Raw genomic sequence first — 14,733 nt, 5'->3', positions numbered from 1 at the left:
GGGGAATTTAGGGGGCAGTGTAGAATCTCTGTTGCTGCTCAAACATCTTCAGTCAATTAAAACTAGCAGAACGCGTGATTGAACTCAGTAACGCTTGATAATGATCTAAGTGCATCATCGCAGATGTTTTCCAGGAATAGGTCTCAACCACCGATCGGCTATTTTGCCTCAGTGCTTGAGAAACATCGGGCTGAATACTTTTAAGCATTGCTTGAGCGATCGAGGCTGGATGCTCAGGAGTGACGAAAAGAGTTTGCTGAGAATTGAGAAATTCAGTGAAGGGGGCATGATCGGAAACGATCGTTGGTAAGCCGCTTGCTAAAGCTTCGAGAACGACAAGTCCCCAACCTTCTTTAACAGACGGAAAGACAAACGCATCAGCACAGCGATAAAGGCAGGGAAGATGCTCGTCTGCAATCACACCCGGCAGTAGAATCGATCGATCGAGTTCAAGCTCCAGTTCGTGAACCAGTGCGAAAAACTCGTCTCGGTAGGACTGGTAATCAAATAACGTTGCGCCGCCTGCAATCACAAGCTGTGCTTTGGGAAGCGATTTCTGAACCCGGGCAAAGGCTTTAACGAGTTGCAGCGTATTCTTGCGTGGTTCAATGCCGCCGACTGTCAGGAATACCGGATGTCCGGTGATTTGAAGCTGTTGCTTAAGCTGAAGATCCTGAGCCGAGGATACCGGGGTGAATCGATCGCAGTTTACGCCGTTGATCACTCTGGGCGCGTGAATTCCATACTGCTGGAGAAGCTGCTGCTGCCAGTAATCGCTCACGCAAAGACACAAATCCGGTTCACGAATCGATCGTTCCTGGCAATGCTGAAGATAAGGACTGTTGTAATCTTCGATATGGTGAACAGTACGCACAAACGAATGCACAAACCCACATTGGCGTAACGCTGCTAAGGCATTTGCGCTAATGCAATCCTGAGCATGAAAAATGTCGTAATTCTCAGACTGAAGATGATGCTCCAGGAAATCAACAAACTCCTGAATCCGCTGCTGTATCAGGCGATCGATCTCCGGCGGGGCGGTTCCTGCTGGAACAGGCTGATAGCGGCAAGCCAGCGATCGAGGCGACGCAGTTCCTCCTACAAAGTAATCAAAACCCCGCCCGTCTTTATCCAGCGCATATACGCAAAGCTGATGCCCTTGCTGATGCAGTGCTTCTGCCAGTTCGAGCGTGTGAATCACGCTGCCTCTGGGCTTGGTGGAATAGGTGAACAGGGCAATTCGCATTGTGGATCAGGCAGGAACGTGGATTAAGCAGGAACAGCAGGGGTGAAACCTGTGAGCGGCTGCTTCTGCAAATTCCAGAAACAGATGGAATCTTGCTGCAATCGAAGCACCAGCTCGGACGTGCAGTTCACTTCGCCAATCGGTTCACAGATGAGCTGACGATCGCGAAACATTGCCTGAACCGTTGCGACATGATCAGAATCAATGCTCAACAGAAAGCCGTAGCTGGGAAACGCCGTTAGCCATTGATCGAGCGAGACACCTACTGGGCAGGGAATTGCGTCCAGGTTCAGAACTGCCCCACAAGCGGAAGTTTCGAGCAGCATGAGGGTTGTGCCAATCACGCCGCCCATACTAATGTCCTTTCCAGCACGGCAAAGCCTTTTCTCTGCCAGATCGGGCAACAGAGCCAGATCTTCCTGCAAGCGCACTGGATCAGCCTTGGTCGCGGCATTCCAGAAGGCAAATTCAGGGTGCATCTGCCCGTCGAAATTGACTGCCATTAAAAGCTGCTGACCGGGCTGAGCATCAAAGCTTGTCATCAGACGTTCTGCCCGTCCTAAAATCGAGACAGAAAGCGCATTATAAGGACTGTGGCAGTTGGTGTGTCCGCCCACGATCGGCACGTCATATGCTTGAGCGGCTGCCTGCATTCCTGCCCAGATTTGCTGCGATTGTTCAACCGACTGGCTCCAGAGCGCATCGACCAAGGCGATCGGCCGACCCCCCATCGCATAGATATCGCTCACGTTGACCATCACCGCAGACCAGCCCGCAAACCAGGGGTCCTGCTCGACAAAAAATGGCATCATTCCCTCGCTTGCCAGCAGCAAATAAGCTTCCCCATCAGGAATCGCGGCGCAGTCATCGCCCAGCAGCACCTCTGCATCAAGCCAGTTAGGGGTTTGACGCAGAAAGTGGGCGGCAGTCTGAATATCTTGCTTGTGCAAAACGCCGATCGATTCTTGTAGCTTGGTAACGAGGGTAGACAGCATCAGGACGCTTCTCTGGCTTGAAAGGGGAGGACGGGCCGGGGTTCGATTGCCGAGGAAAACTGCGAAGCAACCGTAGGAGGATAATAATTCAAATCCGCCTGCATCAGGTGATGGGGACGATCGCAAATTGTAATTTCTTCCAAGGATTCCCAGTGAAGCCGCTGGAAAAACCGCACGTTTTGAAGCTGAACCGTCGCCAGAAATCGCTCGCAACCCCAGGTGTTGGCTGTTGTGACTGCCTTGTGAATTAATCCTTTGCCGATCTGCCAGCCTTTGCGATAGTTGCAGTGTGTTCCCAGTCGTCCGCCGTACCAGAAGCCAGGTTGGGTTTCATAGATTCGCACCACCCCGACGATCGGATTCCGTTCATTTTCCAAGCTTTCCTGCAAATGCACAGCCACGATCGGATAGGCAGTCTGATCGATTTCATCCAGGTCGCTGTCCTGAAAAAGCCGCTGTTCGTCTACAAAAATCGAATGGCGCAGGGCAAAATAGGCTGCAATTTCATCAGGCGTTGTTGCAAGCTTGAACTGATATCGATTCATATTTGCTGAACCTGAAGTGATGCGTGATTTCGGGAAAACTTCAAACTCTTTAAGAGAAGGTACGTCTAAACCTCATACGTCGAAAGCGCAGAACAAGCCCCACACTTCGCACACCCCGCCTTCATTTCTGCCGAGCGCAGCCCGGATTGCTTCAGCATTGCGCCGACTCGCTCGTAAAGCGTCTGCATAAATTCACTTTGAGGAGCCGGATGATTTGCCAGAGGCGTTCCCGTAATTGGTACAAAAGGCACAACAAAGGGATAAACGCCGATCTGAATCAATCGATCGCACATCTCCAAAAGTGTCTCTAAGCTATCTCCCAAACCTGCTAGTAAATAAGTGCTAACCTGTCCCCAGCCAAATACCTGAACCGCTGTCCCAAACGCATCAAAATAATGGGCTAAAGGCACAGATGCTTTTCCCGGCATAATTCGCGATCGAATCTCTGGATCAGCGGCTTCCAGGTGCATTCCTAAATTTTCAACGCCTGCATTTTTGAGGCGATCGAACCAGGCAAAATCGTCGGGCGGCTCGCACTGGGCCTGGATCGGTAAGTTTACCCTGGCTTTGATGGCTCTGGCGCATTCAGTCAGGTAGGCTGCGCCGCGATCGGGCGTATTGGGCGTTCCAGTGGTCATTACCATTTGCTTGATACCGTCTAGCCGCACGGCTGCTTCTGCGACCTCTGCAAGCTGCGCTGGCGTTTTGCGAGCGATCGTTCTGCCTGCTTCGAGCGATTGCCCGATCGCACAAAATTGACAGGACGTTGCAGCATCGCTGTAGCGCATACAGGTTTGTAGCACGGTAGTTGCTAGCACATCTCGACTATGAAGCAGCGCAATCTTCCAGTAGGGAATGCCCTCTGCCGTGGTCAGACCATAGAACTGGGGCTGTTGCGGAAATTGAATCGGAGCGATCGGTTCTCCCTGGTGTTCTAACAGCATTTCGGCTACTTTGCCGTTTTCCGTCAGGGCAATTGTGCCATCCACTCTCACGCTGTAGGGTGACTGTGCTGCCGGACTGTTGAAGATTGGAACCATTACCGTTGTGCCATCCACCGTCACGGCTTTATGATCCGACGGGCCTGCCCCACCCTGACGACCCGATGCACCCACATCCGAATCGACTAGCTTCAGACCATAGGACTGAAGTTCAGTAATCAGCGTTTGCTTATTCATAGTGAGAATGATGAGTGAATGATCGGGCAAATCAGGTGTCGATTGCTAAAGGCGTTTCGGATGATGCCAAAGAAGACGGGAAAACCGATTGAGAAGATGAATCAGGAGATACTGCGTTTAACATTGTCCTTGCCTCAGGATTCATCTGCAATTGCAGAAAATCAGGACGGGCATAGTGACCGACCGAATCCATCATGCGCTTGCGTTTGGTGATCAGCGAGAAGTCGAGATCGGCAACGATCATGCCCTCGCCTTCGGTAATGGGCGGACAGAGATGATTGCCTTCGGGACCAATAATGGCAGTATTACAGCCGCCGCTTAGCACCCGCTGAAGCTTTTCATCAGTGGTAATTTGTCCGACCTGTTCCGGCGAGAGCCAACCTGTTGAATTAATCACAAAACAGCCTGACTCCAGCGCATGATGGCGAATCGTAACCTCAATCTGATCAGTAAAAATCTGCCCTACCAGGGAACCGGGAAACTGGGCGCAGTGAATCTGCTCATGCTGTGCCATCAGCGCGAAGCGAGCCAGGGGATTGTAATGCTCCCAGCAGGCAAGCGCGCCAATCCGCCCTACCGCAGAATCGATCGCCTTCAGCCCTGATCCATCTCCCTGCCCCCAAACCATGCGTTCGTGATAAGTCGGCGTGATCTTGCGTCGCTTAAGCAGCAGGGTTCCATCTGCATCGAAAATGAGCTGTGTGTTATAGAGGGAGCCATGATCGCGCTCATTCACACCCAGTACCACAACCATGCCATAGGAACGCGCCGCACGGCTTACGGCATCGGTGACAGGTCCGGGAACGGTTACAGCTTCTTCGTAGAGCCGCATGTGTTCCTTGCCCATTAGAACCGGGGGCTGCACAAACGAGAAGTAGGGATAGTAGGGAATGAACGTTTCTGGGAAAACGACAATCTGTGCTCCTTCTTTTGCAGCCTGGGCGATCGACTGCAACACTTTCTCAGTTGTACCATCCCGGTTAAACAGCACCGGACTGATCTGGACTGCTGCGGCGCGAACCGTGCGTGAGTAATCCATAGAATCACAAATTGCGGATGCAAACGGTGGGGAAATTTAGCCCAGTTTGTCCTGAATCCGAACTGGAGATTAAACCGTCCAGGTATCGAGGATAAAAGCGTTGTCTTTGCGGTGCATCAAAATGATGTCTAATACATCAAGCGGATTAATCGGGCGAATGCCGGGAATCAGTGAGGGTTCGCCGTGTCCGTACAGGGCTTGCAGCGCAAAACGGCAGGCATAGACTTTACCCCCTTCTGCCATGAACTTGCTGAGCTGATCGTTGAAATTTTGGTGTCCGGGGAAAGCAGAATCGCCCAACTTCGGGAAGCCGCGCTGCACACCGAGGGTCACGCCCGGGCCATAAAGCAGCACCGATGTTTCAAAGCCTTTTCGCAGCAGACGAGTTGCTTGCAGCAGATTCACGAACCCGATCGATCCTTCAAAGGCAACGGTGTGAAATGTTACCAGTGCTTTCTCACCCGGTTCTGCTTTGACATCAGGAAATACTTTCTCTTCATAATCGACAAAGAAATCACCAACTTGATGGGCGGGGGCTGTTACTTCAGGCATACCATTTTCCTTTGTGGATTGGTTTGTTGATTGGATCGACGTGTTGTCAGATTACGAGGTTGTTCACACAATATTTTGTATCTTTAACTACGGAGCGTCAAGATTTGGCGATAGGGTCAGGTGCGCGATCGAGGGTGGGGAAAGAATGCTGCGATCGGGGGTTAGAACCTGTTTAAATCGATAGGTCATTGAGATTGTGCGATTAAAACGAACTCTGTCTCCCCTCTACGAACCCAACAAAAACTCATTCACCACGCTCCAATCCTGCGCCACGACCACTCGTTTACGAGCCACCATATAGTCCGCTAAATACGTCGCATCTCGCGCAATTCCTGAAAATCGCCCAGAGCCCCAGGTATAAAGCCAGGGCAGCCCCAGAAAATACAGTCCCCAAATGCCAGTCACGCCGCGATCGTGTCCCGGATAGCCCTTTCCATCAAACACAGGCACTTCGATCCAGCTAAAGTCCGACTGATATCCTGTACACCAGATTATCGTGCGGATATTTTCTTGCTCGTAGTCGATCGCCAATGAATTCTCGATGGGTTCCCAAACCGGATGATAGGGAGGCTCGATCGGCGCATCGATTTGATTCTTTTCGATAAACGTATCAATTGTTTTTTTGATGCTTTCGGCGACGGCATCTGCCTGATCCAGATTGTGTTTCAGGTCGTTTTGAAACTGGAGCTGGGTTCCTTCAGCTGCTTTCAATTTACCGTGCAGTTTCATGCCTTCTCGCGCAAACTGGCGCAGGTCAATCTCGCGTCCGCCGTCTCTGCCTGTCACATAATGATTGGCTTTTGCCCGCACTTTCTCTTTTTGCGGATGCTGATCGATCGGCAAATCGTAATAACCCATTTGATCAAGCCAATCTACTACATCTTTGCCGCGATATCGACGAGGCGATCGAGGCGCACCGCCCACGCACAAATGCACCTGTCTCCCTGCAAGATGCAGATCCTCTGCAATTTGACAGCCCGATTGTCCAGTGCCCACCACCAGCACCGCTCCATCCGGCAAAGATTCGGAATTTCTGTACTCAGAAGAATGGATCTGATGCAGCGCAGGCAGACATTCGGCAAGACGCGGAATGCGAGGTACATGGTAGCCGCCGATCGCTACAACGACCTGATCTGCCGTAAAGTCTCCGATCGAAGTTGTGACTTCAAACTGTTGCGCTTCATTTCTGCAAAGTTTTAGCACTTCTACGCCTTCTTTGAGAGGTGGTTCAAATGAGGCGGCATAGCGTTCGATGTAGCACACAATTTCTTCTTTTTGCATGAAGCCCTGCGGGTCATTGCCGGGATAGGGAAAACCGGGAAGCTGGCACTGCCAGTTCGGAGTGACCAGGCAAAAACTGTCCCATCGCTTTTCGCGCCATGCGTAGCCAATCTGGTTTTTCTCAAAAACGATGTGGTCAATGCCGCGTTCTTTCAGGCAATAGCTCATCGACAGACCCGCCTGTCCGCCGCCGACAATAATAGCTGAGTAGTGATTGCTCATAGCTGCTGAGGTGGAATGGGTGATGGGGAAATGAATACAGCGTTTACAGTCTATTGATAAACAAAGGGATGGGAGGGCGAAGTTCCACACCGGGAAACCTCTGCATCCCATTTAAGTCCTTGAAGAAGTTGCTGTAGATAAACTTACTGTCAGCCTAGATTTTTTATCTATGAAGTCTTTGTATTCTCAGATACGAAATTCCCAAGTCTATTGATATTGGCAGGTGCAGTTCGACAAACTAAATCCATCCCTGCTCGATCGCTTTATAAACTGCCTGATAACGAGTCTTGGCTTTGAGCTTGGTAAGAACGTTGTTGAGATGAAATTTGACGGTGCTTTCGCTGATGACGAGCTGATCGGCAATATCTCGATCGCGGTGCCCCTGAGTCAGGAGCCGCAGGATTTCCAGTTCTCGATCGGACAAGGCAACTGCTGGAATCCCCCAAGTCTGTCCCTGCATAACGGCTTCAACCGCCTGCCGAAACTGCTCTGGCTGAAGAGAAAAATCAACCCTTGCCCGGATGTCGGGGGGATGCGATCGCGATCCGCTGACCCAAATTACTTTTCGAGTGGGGGAAACTGCCTGAATCTCATCGGTGAGGAGTGGCGCGTCCTGATCATCGCACAGTGTTAAACCTGCGGTGGTTGCCAGATGGGTGAATGCCAGTTGCAGCACAGGCGATGTACACAGCACTTGCAGTTTCAGCTCCGAGCGCGCCTGAGCATAAGGAATATTTAACGTAATTTGGGTGGCACGCTGATCAGAGGTAGGCTGGGTTTGCAGAATGCCGCCCAATCCGGTAACGAGAGGATGAATTTCGGCAAGGGCGATCGAAATCGAAATCTCAGGATCGGTGTCAGGGTCGGCGGGCACAGTAGGAATAGGAACAGGAATAGGAACGGTTGCTTCGCAGTTCCCTGAAGGGGTAATCGCTTCCAGGGCAACAGTGGTGTCACTGTAGATCAAACGAGCATAGGTACAGCGCAGATGGCTCAAAACCTCAGCCGTTTTTAACACTAGATAACTTCTGGAAGTGGATAGGGGCTGCTCGGTTCCCAGCAGCGTCAATCGGGAGTTTTTGAGGATTTCGGCTAGCTGATCAGACAGGGCAAGCGGACGCATCGGCTGAGCTGCTAACTGCCAGCGTTGCTTCTCTTTCTGGTACTGAATTGCAGTATCTAAGGCGATCGTCACGATCGTGCAGAGGGTTTGCAGCACTTCCAGAAACTCAGGTTCGAGTGGGTGATGACTGAACATTGCCAGCACCCCGATCACTCGATTGCCGATCGCGAGCGGATATCCAGCAAAGCCGCGAATTTGATTAGCAACCGCCCATTCCCGATTACCGACCCACGGCTCCGCAGGTAAATTGTTGCTCAGGAAGGACACTCGGTTTTGCGCGATCTTGCCAACTTTGTAGGCTCCCATTGGAACTCGCCCAAAAAAGCCATCGGTGCGCGTGTACATTCCTGCTGATGCCACCAGTCGCAGCATGGTTTGATCGGGTTCCAGCAGCCAGATTCGTGCAAAGGCACAGCGAAACCGATCGACTAATCCCTGAGCCACACAACAGGCGATCGGCTCTGGCTCCAGGCATCCAGAAAAGGACTGAGCAATTTCGTTGGCTTGCTGCAAGTCCAACAGAACTCGTGTGGAGTCCAGCAGACCGCCTGATAGGCTTGCCATAGTGTGAAAAGCAAGTAGTGAACCCATCATCTCCCATTGAGGCGCAGTTTCCCGTCTACCTCTGTATCCGCGATCACAGAATGCCTGCTTCTGGCCGAAAACAATTCGCCCGTCTTTAGAGAGGTGATTCAGCCGCTCACCCATGCCTACGATGAAAGCTGCACTAGATCGCCAGGGAGCAACGATGCAAACTCAACCACATACCACCATGCCCACCCGACCGCTCGGTGACTCTGACCTTCATATTACCCCGATTGGCTATGGAGCTTGGGCGATCGGTGGTGGAGATTGGCAATTTGGCTGGGGTCATCAGGAAGACCAGGACTCGATCGCTGCAATTCATCGGGCACTCGATCTGGGCATGAACTGGATTGATACTGCCGCGATTTACGGCCTGGGACATTCTGAGGAAATTGTGGGGAAGGTGCTGAAAGAGCGATCCCGCAGGGCTGCGGGCATCGGTGCCCGGTCGGAGCGTCCCTATGTGTTCACCAAATGTTCGATGATCTGGAACGAAGCGCGTGAAATTAGCCGCAGCTTAAAAGCTGATTCCCTTCGCCGCGAATTGGAAGCTAGCCTGCGCCGCCTCCAGGTAGAAACGATCGATCTCTATCAGATTCACTGGCCCAATCCAGACTCAGACATCGAGGAAGGCTGGAGTACACTGGCAAAGTTTAAAGAAGAGGGAAAAGTCCGCTACATTGGCGTTTCAAACTTTAGTGTGGAACAGATGCACCGCGCTCAGGCGATCGCTCCCATTACCTCGCTTCAGCCGCCCTACTCGCTGGTAAAACCTGGTGTAGAGCAGGAAATTTTACCGTTCTGCCAGCAAAATAATATTGGCGTAATCGTTTATTCGCCGATGCAGTCTGGCTTGCTGACCGGAGCCATGACCTCAGAGCGCATCGCTAACCTGGCAGACGACGACTGGCGCAAGAGTAGCTCTGAATTTCAGGAACCGCGCCTGTCTCGTAACCTGAAACTGGTTGAACTTCTGCGGCAAGTCGGACAGTCCCACGGACGATCGCCCGGAGAAGTTGCCATCGCCTGGACGCTTCGCCACCCCGCTGTCACTGCTGCGATCGTGGGAGGACGGAGCGGAAAGCAGGTTGAGGGCATTATTGGCGCGGCTCAATTTCGCCTGACCGAGGAAGAACTCCGTCAAATTGATGGCTTTCTGCGGGAAAATCCTTAAGTTGATAGATTAATCATCTAGACCAATTGCTGAGTTCGTGCGGATAGCGATCGAGCCAGGCTTGTTGGATGCCTAAGGATTGCAGCAAATCAGCAGTAGAGAAGTATCCCTCCTGGAGAATGGCGCGAATCCTCCAGCGAGGGTTGAAGGCAATTTCTGGATTTTGAGAAATGAGTGCTCAGAATTCTTCTGATGATAAGAAACTTGTGCAAATCCATCAGAAAATTCAGATTTTATCGATTGAAATTGTGCCTCGAACTGCCTCTCTACCCCAACCGTGCTAAGGTTTAAGTTGATATCGGTTTTGATGGGGAGCAGCCATCGAACGTAAGGGGGAAAGTTTGGTTAAAATCCAACGCTGTCCCGCAACTGTGATGAGACGGTGATGCAATTAAGTGTCTCTGAGTCAGGATGCCCGCCGATCGACTTCATGACCCTATCTGCGAGGTACAGATTGTGTTTCAAACGTTTATGTTTCAAGAGTTTGTGTTTCAAGAATTCTCCTTTGGGCGAGAATGTCCCATTGCTTAAAGTAATCGCCCACAGGCTAACAGCAGACATTCTGAGGATATTTTGAGCAGCGGCTCAACAGATGCTTACCGGATACTTATCAAAGTGTCACGATGTTGATTCGCTATGAACCGATGCTGAGCCTGATTCTGTTGACTGTAGAGTTTCGATACAAACGATCTGTTTTATTTCCTTCAGTCCTATCCTGATGCTCAAGAATTCTGCATGAGTGTTTATACAATACGGCAACCAATGCGGCAACAGGCTGCGATCGTCCTGCTCTTGCAATAAGTGCTCACTGTAAGGAGATGTTTTGGGAACAAACCGTTGGGTAACAAGCCGGAAAAATACAGCTCTGGAAACAATGCAGATCTAGAACATCGAACGACGACTAACTTGAAAAATTGACCTGAAAATTATTCTTAATCATGATGCAAAACACTTTATTTGTCTGTGTTCTCTGCCGTTCTTCTCAATTAGAAACAAACCAATTAAGTCCAGGTCAAATCCTGTTCGATCGCTTAAAAGAAGAACTGGCAAATTGTGACTGGAACGAGGCAATTTGCCTTCAACCTGTACGCTGTATGGGGGCTTGCAGCCGTTCCTGTGTTGTGGCACTGGCTGCTCCCAATAAGCTCACTTTTATTTTGAGTGAACTGTCTGCGCTCGAATCTGTTGCTGAACTGCTGCAATTTAGCCAACAGTATTCAGATAGCGCAAGCGGTAAGGTTCCCTATCGAGAACGTCCGGCTGCTGTGAAGCAAGGTATTCATGCAGTTTTGCCGCCGCTGCCCGTTTTACCGCAAGCGATCGTAACCTCTTAGAAGCCTAACTTCTAAGAAGCCGTAGACCACTCAGGGTCACGAGAACAGTTGATCCTTCGTGTCCAATCACGCCCAATGGCAGTGTAATATCGCCGACAAAATTGGCGGTAATGAGCAGCAAAATGAATGCCAGCGCAAAGATGATATTTTGTTTTACTACGAATTGGGAACGCTTTCCCAGTCGAATCGCGGCTGCAATTTTTTCCAGGCGATCGGTCATCAAAACAATGTCTGCGGTTTCTAATGCGACATCACTGCCTGCGGTTCCCATTGCAATTCCGACTGTTGCCTGAGCGAGTGCAGGCGCATCATTAATTCCGTCACCCACCATGACCACCGTTTCATACTTTTGCTGGAGTTGCTGAATAATTTGAAGCTTCTCTTCTGGCAGCAGTTCGGCATATACCCGATCGATTCCAACCATCTGTGCCACACTATCTGCGGTTTGTTGATTATCTCCAGTCAACATCACGATCGCTTCGATTCCCATTCGTTTGAGCTGAGCAATTGCCCTGGCTGCCTCTGGCCGAACCGTGTCGGCGATCGCAATCAGTCCCAGCACCTCCGCTTCCTGAGCGACCCAAACGACTGTTTTTCCATCTTGTTCGAGCTGGTGACTGGCTGCTAGCAGATCTGCGGGAATTTGCTGAATCTTGGATCGCACAAAAGCCGCTTTGCCGACGCGAACCGAAATATTACCTTTTAACCCGGTGATCCCCTGTCCCGGCTGTGCTTGTACGAAGGTCAGCGATAGATTTTGGGATGAACTTCCGGTAGAAGTTATCCGCGCTGCCCGTTGACAAATTGCCTGCCCGATCGGATGTTCTGAATAAGTTTCTAGCGCGGCGGCAAGTTCCAGCACCTCTGCTTCCTGGTATCCCAATGCCGGAATCACTTTGCACACTTGGGGCTGTCCGGTGGTGAGCGTTCCGGTTTTGTCAAAGGCAATCGCCCTCACTCTTCCCATTAATTCCAACTGAGCCCCGCTCTTAAACAGAATTCCCTGTCTGGCTCCGTTTGCAATGCCTGAAAGCAGCGTCGGCATGATTGCAGCTACCAAGGCACAGGGAGAGGCAACCACCAGAAAAATCAATGCCCGGTAAATCGTCGTTTCCCAGCTCCAGCCCCACAAGAAAGGCGGTAAAATCGCCAGCAGCACACCCATCAGAACAACCACACGGGCATAGCCTCGCTCAAACCGTTCGATAAACTGCTGGGAAGGCGGCTTCTCGGTCTGTGCCTGTTCCACCACGCGGATGATTTTTTGCAGCAGGCTGCTTTCTGGCGGTTGATGCACGTTGAGCAGCAATGCTCCGTAGCCATTCAGGGTTCCGGCAAATACCTCATTCCCAGCGGTTTTCTCGATCGGCAGCGATTCTCCCGTGATAGCGGCTTCATTCAGAGCGGTCTCTCCCTCCAAAATGACTGCATCTGTTGGAATTAGTTCTCCTGGCTTGACTCGGATGCGATCGCCTACTCTTAGTTCTGCAATCGGCATCATGCGCTCTTGTCCATTGACGACCATGCGTGCAGTGTCTGGCGTGAGGCTCATCAGGCTGCGGATACTGCGTTCTGTATGCCGCATTGCATAACTCTCCAGTGCACCGCTAGTGGCAAAAATCAGGATCAGCATAGCTCCATCAACAATTAGATGGTATTCGTGCCGCCATAGTCCCAGAAAAGCGGCTCCCAGGGCTGCCACGATCATCAGCAGGTCAACATCTAACTCCCTTTCCTGAAACAATGTAGTCAAGCCTTCACGGGCACTTTCCCAGCCTCCAACCACATAGGCAATTGGCAGCAGCAGTAGTGCCAGTCCCAGCCAGTTCAAATGCAATGCAGTCCAGCCCAGAAACACCAGAACACCACACAGCAAGGCCGCGATCGCATCAGGATGATCTGTGGCAAGCCGAGGAAGACGAGTCGGATAAAGCATGGGCAGAGTCAGAAACACCTGCTCTCAGGCTAAACCCTGACACTGATGTTAATGTCAAGAATAAAGACTTTAACTCAGACAAGATGGCGCAGGTATTGACGATTAAAGAACTGACTGATGCAGTTGGGGGCGGAATCACACCCCGCATGGTGCGGCACTATCATCAGCTCGGGCTGCTGCCTCAACCTGCCCGCTCGCCTGGAAACTACCGCCTTTATACTGACTCAGATGTGCAGCGACTCAAGCAGATTGTTGCCCTCAAACAGCAGGGGTTTCAGCTTGCCCATATCCTAAAATTGCTGGCAGCAGACCCAAGTCACGATGCACCGGAAACATTGCTGTCTCAGCTTCAGCGACAATATCAGACCGTGATCGAGCAAATCACCCGGCTCCGGCAAACTGCATCTGCATTGGAGCATTTACTCGGACGCGATCGCTCCTGTCAAGCGGCCCAGGCAGAAGTGCTGGCGCACTTGAAACCGCTAGAGGCACAGACACAAACTCATCTGCATTGCTTTGAGGAACTGTGGAATCAAATAGATGCTGAGGTTCATACCCATCCCGAAGCGTTTGGGGAATCTCTGCAACGGCTCTTACCTGACCTAGGCGATCGTTCCGAGATTGAAGTGGATTTGATTGCCCGACTGGTGCTGGCTTGTGGGGATGTTAGCTTAGCTTCATTTGTGCGATTGGGGAAAGGAGCAACTACCGCAGAGCGTAACTGTGGAGCGATCGCTGCCAGCCGAGAGGCGTTAAAGGCAGGTTGTCTCGTTATTGCCGATGTGCCGATGGTAATGACAGCCCTAGATCAGCCTCGTCTGCGGCATTTAGGCTGCAAAACAGCGACGCTAATCGATGACCCACATATTACCAGCGCAACAGATGCAGAACAGTTGTTTTGGCAGCAGACTTGGAGAGAACGCTTAAGCAGTTGTCCAAACGGGTGCATTTTCGTGGTGGGCTATGCGCCCTCAGTTTTGCTAGCACTGTGTGAAGCAATTGCCCAGGGAACTATTCAACCCGCTTTGGTGATTGGGATGCCGATTGGCTTTAGCCATGCACCCATTGCTAAACAGCAATTAATGCAGTCGGGAGTTCCGTTTATTACGATCGAAGGTTCCACCGGTGGAGGACTGCTTGCCGCTATAGCACTCAATTCACTCGCAGAATCCCTCATTGCGAAGCCAGACTGTCATTGTTATCTCACTGGGCGCTAACAAGCACGCAGCGAACGAGGGGATGCATCTGATCGCGAAGCTAAACAAAGTGCAGCTTTCTCAATTCTCTGGCGAAAGATCTCTGGCGAAATAGATGCCTTGCCTGTTCGCTCCGCACAGGATACTTACCGAATACAGCAAATTTCATGTGAATAGACCACAGTGATTGAACCAACCAATGGCGTCATCTTCAGTAATGAACTGAACTGCTTCCGTCATCGCTTGGTCGAGGGCTTGATCGGTGCGAGCCGCTTTTGAGCGAAGAAACTGCTTGAGTTTCGACCAACAGAGTTCAATCGGAGATAG

12 protein-coding genes and 1 riboswitch are annotated in these 14,733 nt (G+C 51.2%); of the genes, 3 read left to right on the top strand and 9 right to left on the bottom strand.

Annotation, left to right across the window (positions count from 1 at the left end):
• Positions 1–52 precede the first annotated feature (52 nt).
• The 8 genes from NDI45_RS21735 to NDI45_RS21700 form a co-directional block, all read right to left on the bottom strand.
• Positions 53–1,246 (bottom strand): MSMEG_0565 family glycosyltransferase, encoded by a 1,194-nt coding sequence (locus tag NDI45_RS21735; protein WP_348248665.1) that lies wholly within the window; start codon positions 1,244–1,246, stop codon positions 53–55.
• 23 nt (positions 1,247–1,269) lie between these two features.
• Complete coding sequence (locus tag NDI45_RS21730) at positions 1,270–2,241, bottom strand: sll0787 family AIR synthase-like protein (RefSeq protein WP_348248664.1); 972 nt, start codon at positions 2,239–2,241, stop codon at positions 1,270–1,272.
• A complete protein-coding gene (locus NDI45_RS21725) occupies positions 2,241–2,786 on the bottom strand; it encodes an MSMEG_0567/Sll0786 family nitrogen starvation N-acetyltransferase (protein ID WP_348248663.1) in 546 nt (181 codons plus the stop codon). Before NDI45_RS21725 ends, NDI45_RS21730 begins: the two co-directional genes overlap by 1 nt.
• Before the next feature lie 65 nt (positions 2,787–2,851).
• Entirely contained in the window at positions 2,852–3,964 is a 1,113-nt protein-coding gene (locus NDI45_RS21720) for an MSMEG_0568 family radical SAM protein (RefSeq protein ID WP_348248662.1), read from the bottom strand.
• Between the two features lie 31 nt (positions 3,965–3,995).
• Positions 3,996–5,003 (bottom strand): Nit6803 family nitrilase, encoded by a 1,008-nt coding sequence (locus tag NDI45_RS21715; protein WP_348248661.1) that lies wholly within the window; start codon positions 5,001–5,003, stop codon positions 3,996–3,998.
• A gap of 69 nt (positions 5,004–5,072) precedes the next feature.
• Positions 5,073–5,555: an MSMEG_0572/Sll0783 family nitrogen starvation response protein gene (locus NDI45_RS21710; RefSeq protein WP_190790158.1), complete on the bottom strand. Its 483-nt coding sequence runs from the start codon at positions 5,553–5,555 to the stop codon at positions 5,073–5,075.
• A gap of 225 nt (positions 5,556–5,780) precedes the next feature.
• Positions 5,781–7,058: an MSMEG_0569 family flavin-dependent oxidoreductase gene (locus NDI45_RS21705; RefSeq protein WP_348248660.1), complete on the bottom strand. Its 1,278-nt coding sequence runs from the start codon at positions 7,056–7,058 to the stop codon at positions 5,781–5,783.
• Positions 7,059–7,296: 238 nt separating this feature from the next.
• The gene (locus tag NDI45_RS21700) at positions 7,297–8,745 is read right to left on the bottom strand and encodes a LuxR C-terminal-related transcriptional regulator (protein WP_348248659.1); all 1,449 of its coding nucleotides are present in this window, start codon (positions 8,743–8,745) and stop codon (positions 7,297–7,299) included.
• Between the two features lie 208 nt (positions 8,746–8,953).
• Here NDI45_RS21700 and NDI45_RS21695 point away from each other — a divergent pair, with 208 nt between their 5' ends.
• Complete coding sequence (locus NDI45_RS21695; protein WP_348248711.1) at positions 8,954–9,940, top strand: aldo/keto reductase; 987 nt, start codon at positions 8,954–8,956, stop codon at positions 9,938–9,940.
• A gap of 282 nt (positions 9,941–10,222) precedes the next feature.
• Positions 10,223–10,378, top strand: a riboswitch (cobalamin riboswitch).
• 500 nt (positions 10,379–10,878) lie between these two features.
• Complete coding sequence (locus NDI45_RS21690; protein ID WP_348248658.1) at positions 10,879–11,274, top strand: DUF1636 domain-containing protein; 396 nt, start codon at positions 10,879–10,881, stop codon at positions 11,272–11,274.
• Between the two features lie 4 nt (positions 11,275–11,278).
• On the opposite strand, the gene NDI45_RS21685 is transcribed toward NDI45_RS21690, so the two are convergent.
• Positions 11,279–13,210, bottom strand: coding sequence for a heavy metal translocating P-type ATPase (locus NDI45_RS21685; RefSeq protein ID WP_348248709.1), 1,932 nt, complete (start codon positions 13,208–13,210; stop codon positions 11,279–11,281).
• Positions 13,211–13,293: 83 nt separating this feature from the next.
• Between NDI45_RS21685 and NDI45_RS21680 the strand changes: the two genes are divergently transcribed.
• Entirely contained in the window at positions 13,294–14,427 is a 1,134-nt protein-coding gene (locus NDI45_RS21680) for a precorrin-8X methylmutase (RefSeq protein ID WP_190790110.1), read from the top strand.
• Positions 14,428–14,733 lie beyond the last annotated feature (306 nt).

The sequence above is a fragment of the Leptolyngbya sp. GB1-A1 genome, assembly GCF_039962475.1.
GTDB lineage: Bacteria > Cyanobacteriota > Cyanobacteriia > Elainellales > Elainellaceae > Leptolyngbya_A.
Note: the sequence above shows the minus strand (reverse complement) of the source record. Positions and strands in the feature narration are given on the sequence as shown.

What these genes read in the sequence shown, in the direction of transcription:
- NDI45_RS21735 (WP_348248665.1), bottom strand. Translation starts at nt 1,246, where the DNA reads ATGCGAATTGCCCTGTTCACCTATTCCACCAAGCCCAGAGGCAGCGTG.
- NDI45_RS21730 (WP_348248664.1), bottom strand. Translation starts at nt 2,241, where the DNA reads ATGCTGTCTACCCTCGTTACCAAGCTACAAGAATCGATCGGCGTTTTG.
- NDI45_RS21725 (WP_348248663.1), bottom strand. Translation starts at nt 2,786, where the DNA reads ATGAATCGATATCAGTTCAAGCTTGCAACAACGCCTGATGAAATTGCA.
- NDI45_RS21720 (WP_348248662.1), bottom strand. Translation starts at nt 3,964, where the DNA reads ATGAATAAGCAAACGCTGATTACTGAACTTCAGTCCTATGGTCTGAAG.
- NDI45_RS21715 (WP_348248661.1), bottom strand. Translation starts at nt 5,003, where the DNA reads ATGGATTACTCACGCACGGTTCGCGCCGCAGCAGTCCAGATCAGTCCG.
- NDI45_RS21710 (WP_190790158.1), bottom strand. Translation starts at nt 5,555, where the DNA reads ATGCCTGAAGTAACAGCCCCCGCCCATCAAGTTGGTGATTTCTTTGTC.
- NDI45_RS21705 (WP_348248660.1), bottom strand. Translation starts at nt 7,058, where the DNA reads ATGAGCAATCACTACTCAGCTATTATTGTCGGCGGCGGACAGGCGGGT.
- NDI45_RS21700 (WP_348248659.1), bottom strand. Translation starts at nt 8,745, where the DNA reads ATGGCAAGCCTATCAGGCGGTCTGCTGGACTCCACACGAGTTCTGTTG.
- NDI45_RS21695 (WP_348248711.1), top strand. Translation starts at nt 8,954, where the DNA reads ATGCCCACCCGACCGCTCGGTGACTCTGACCTTCATATTACCCCGATT.
- NDI45_RS21690 (WP_348248658.1), top strand. Translation starts at nt 10,879, where the DNA reads ATGATGCAAAACACTTTATTTGTCTGTGTTCTCTGCCGTTCTTCTCAA.
- NDI45_RS21685 (WP_348248709.1), bottom strand. Translation starts at nt 13,210, where the DNA reads ATGCTTTATCCGACTCGTCTTCCTCGGCTTGCCACAGATCATCCTGAT.
- NDI45_RS21680 (WP_190790110.1), top strand. Translation starts at nt 13,294, where the DNA reads ATGGCGCAGGTATTGACGATTAAAGAACTGACTGATGCAGTTGGGGGC.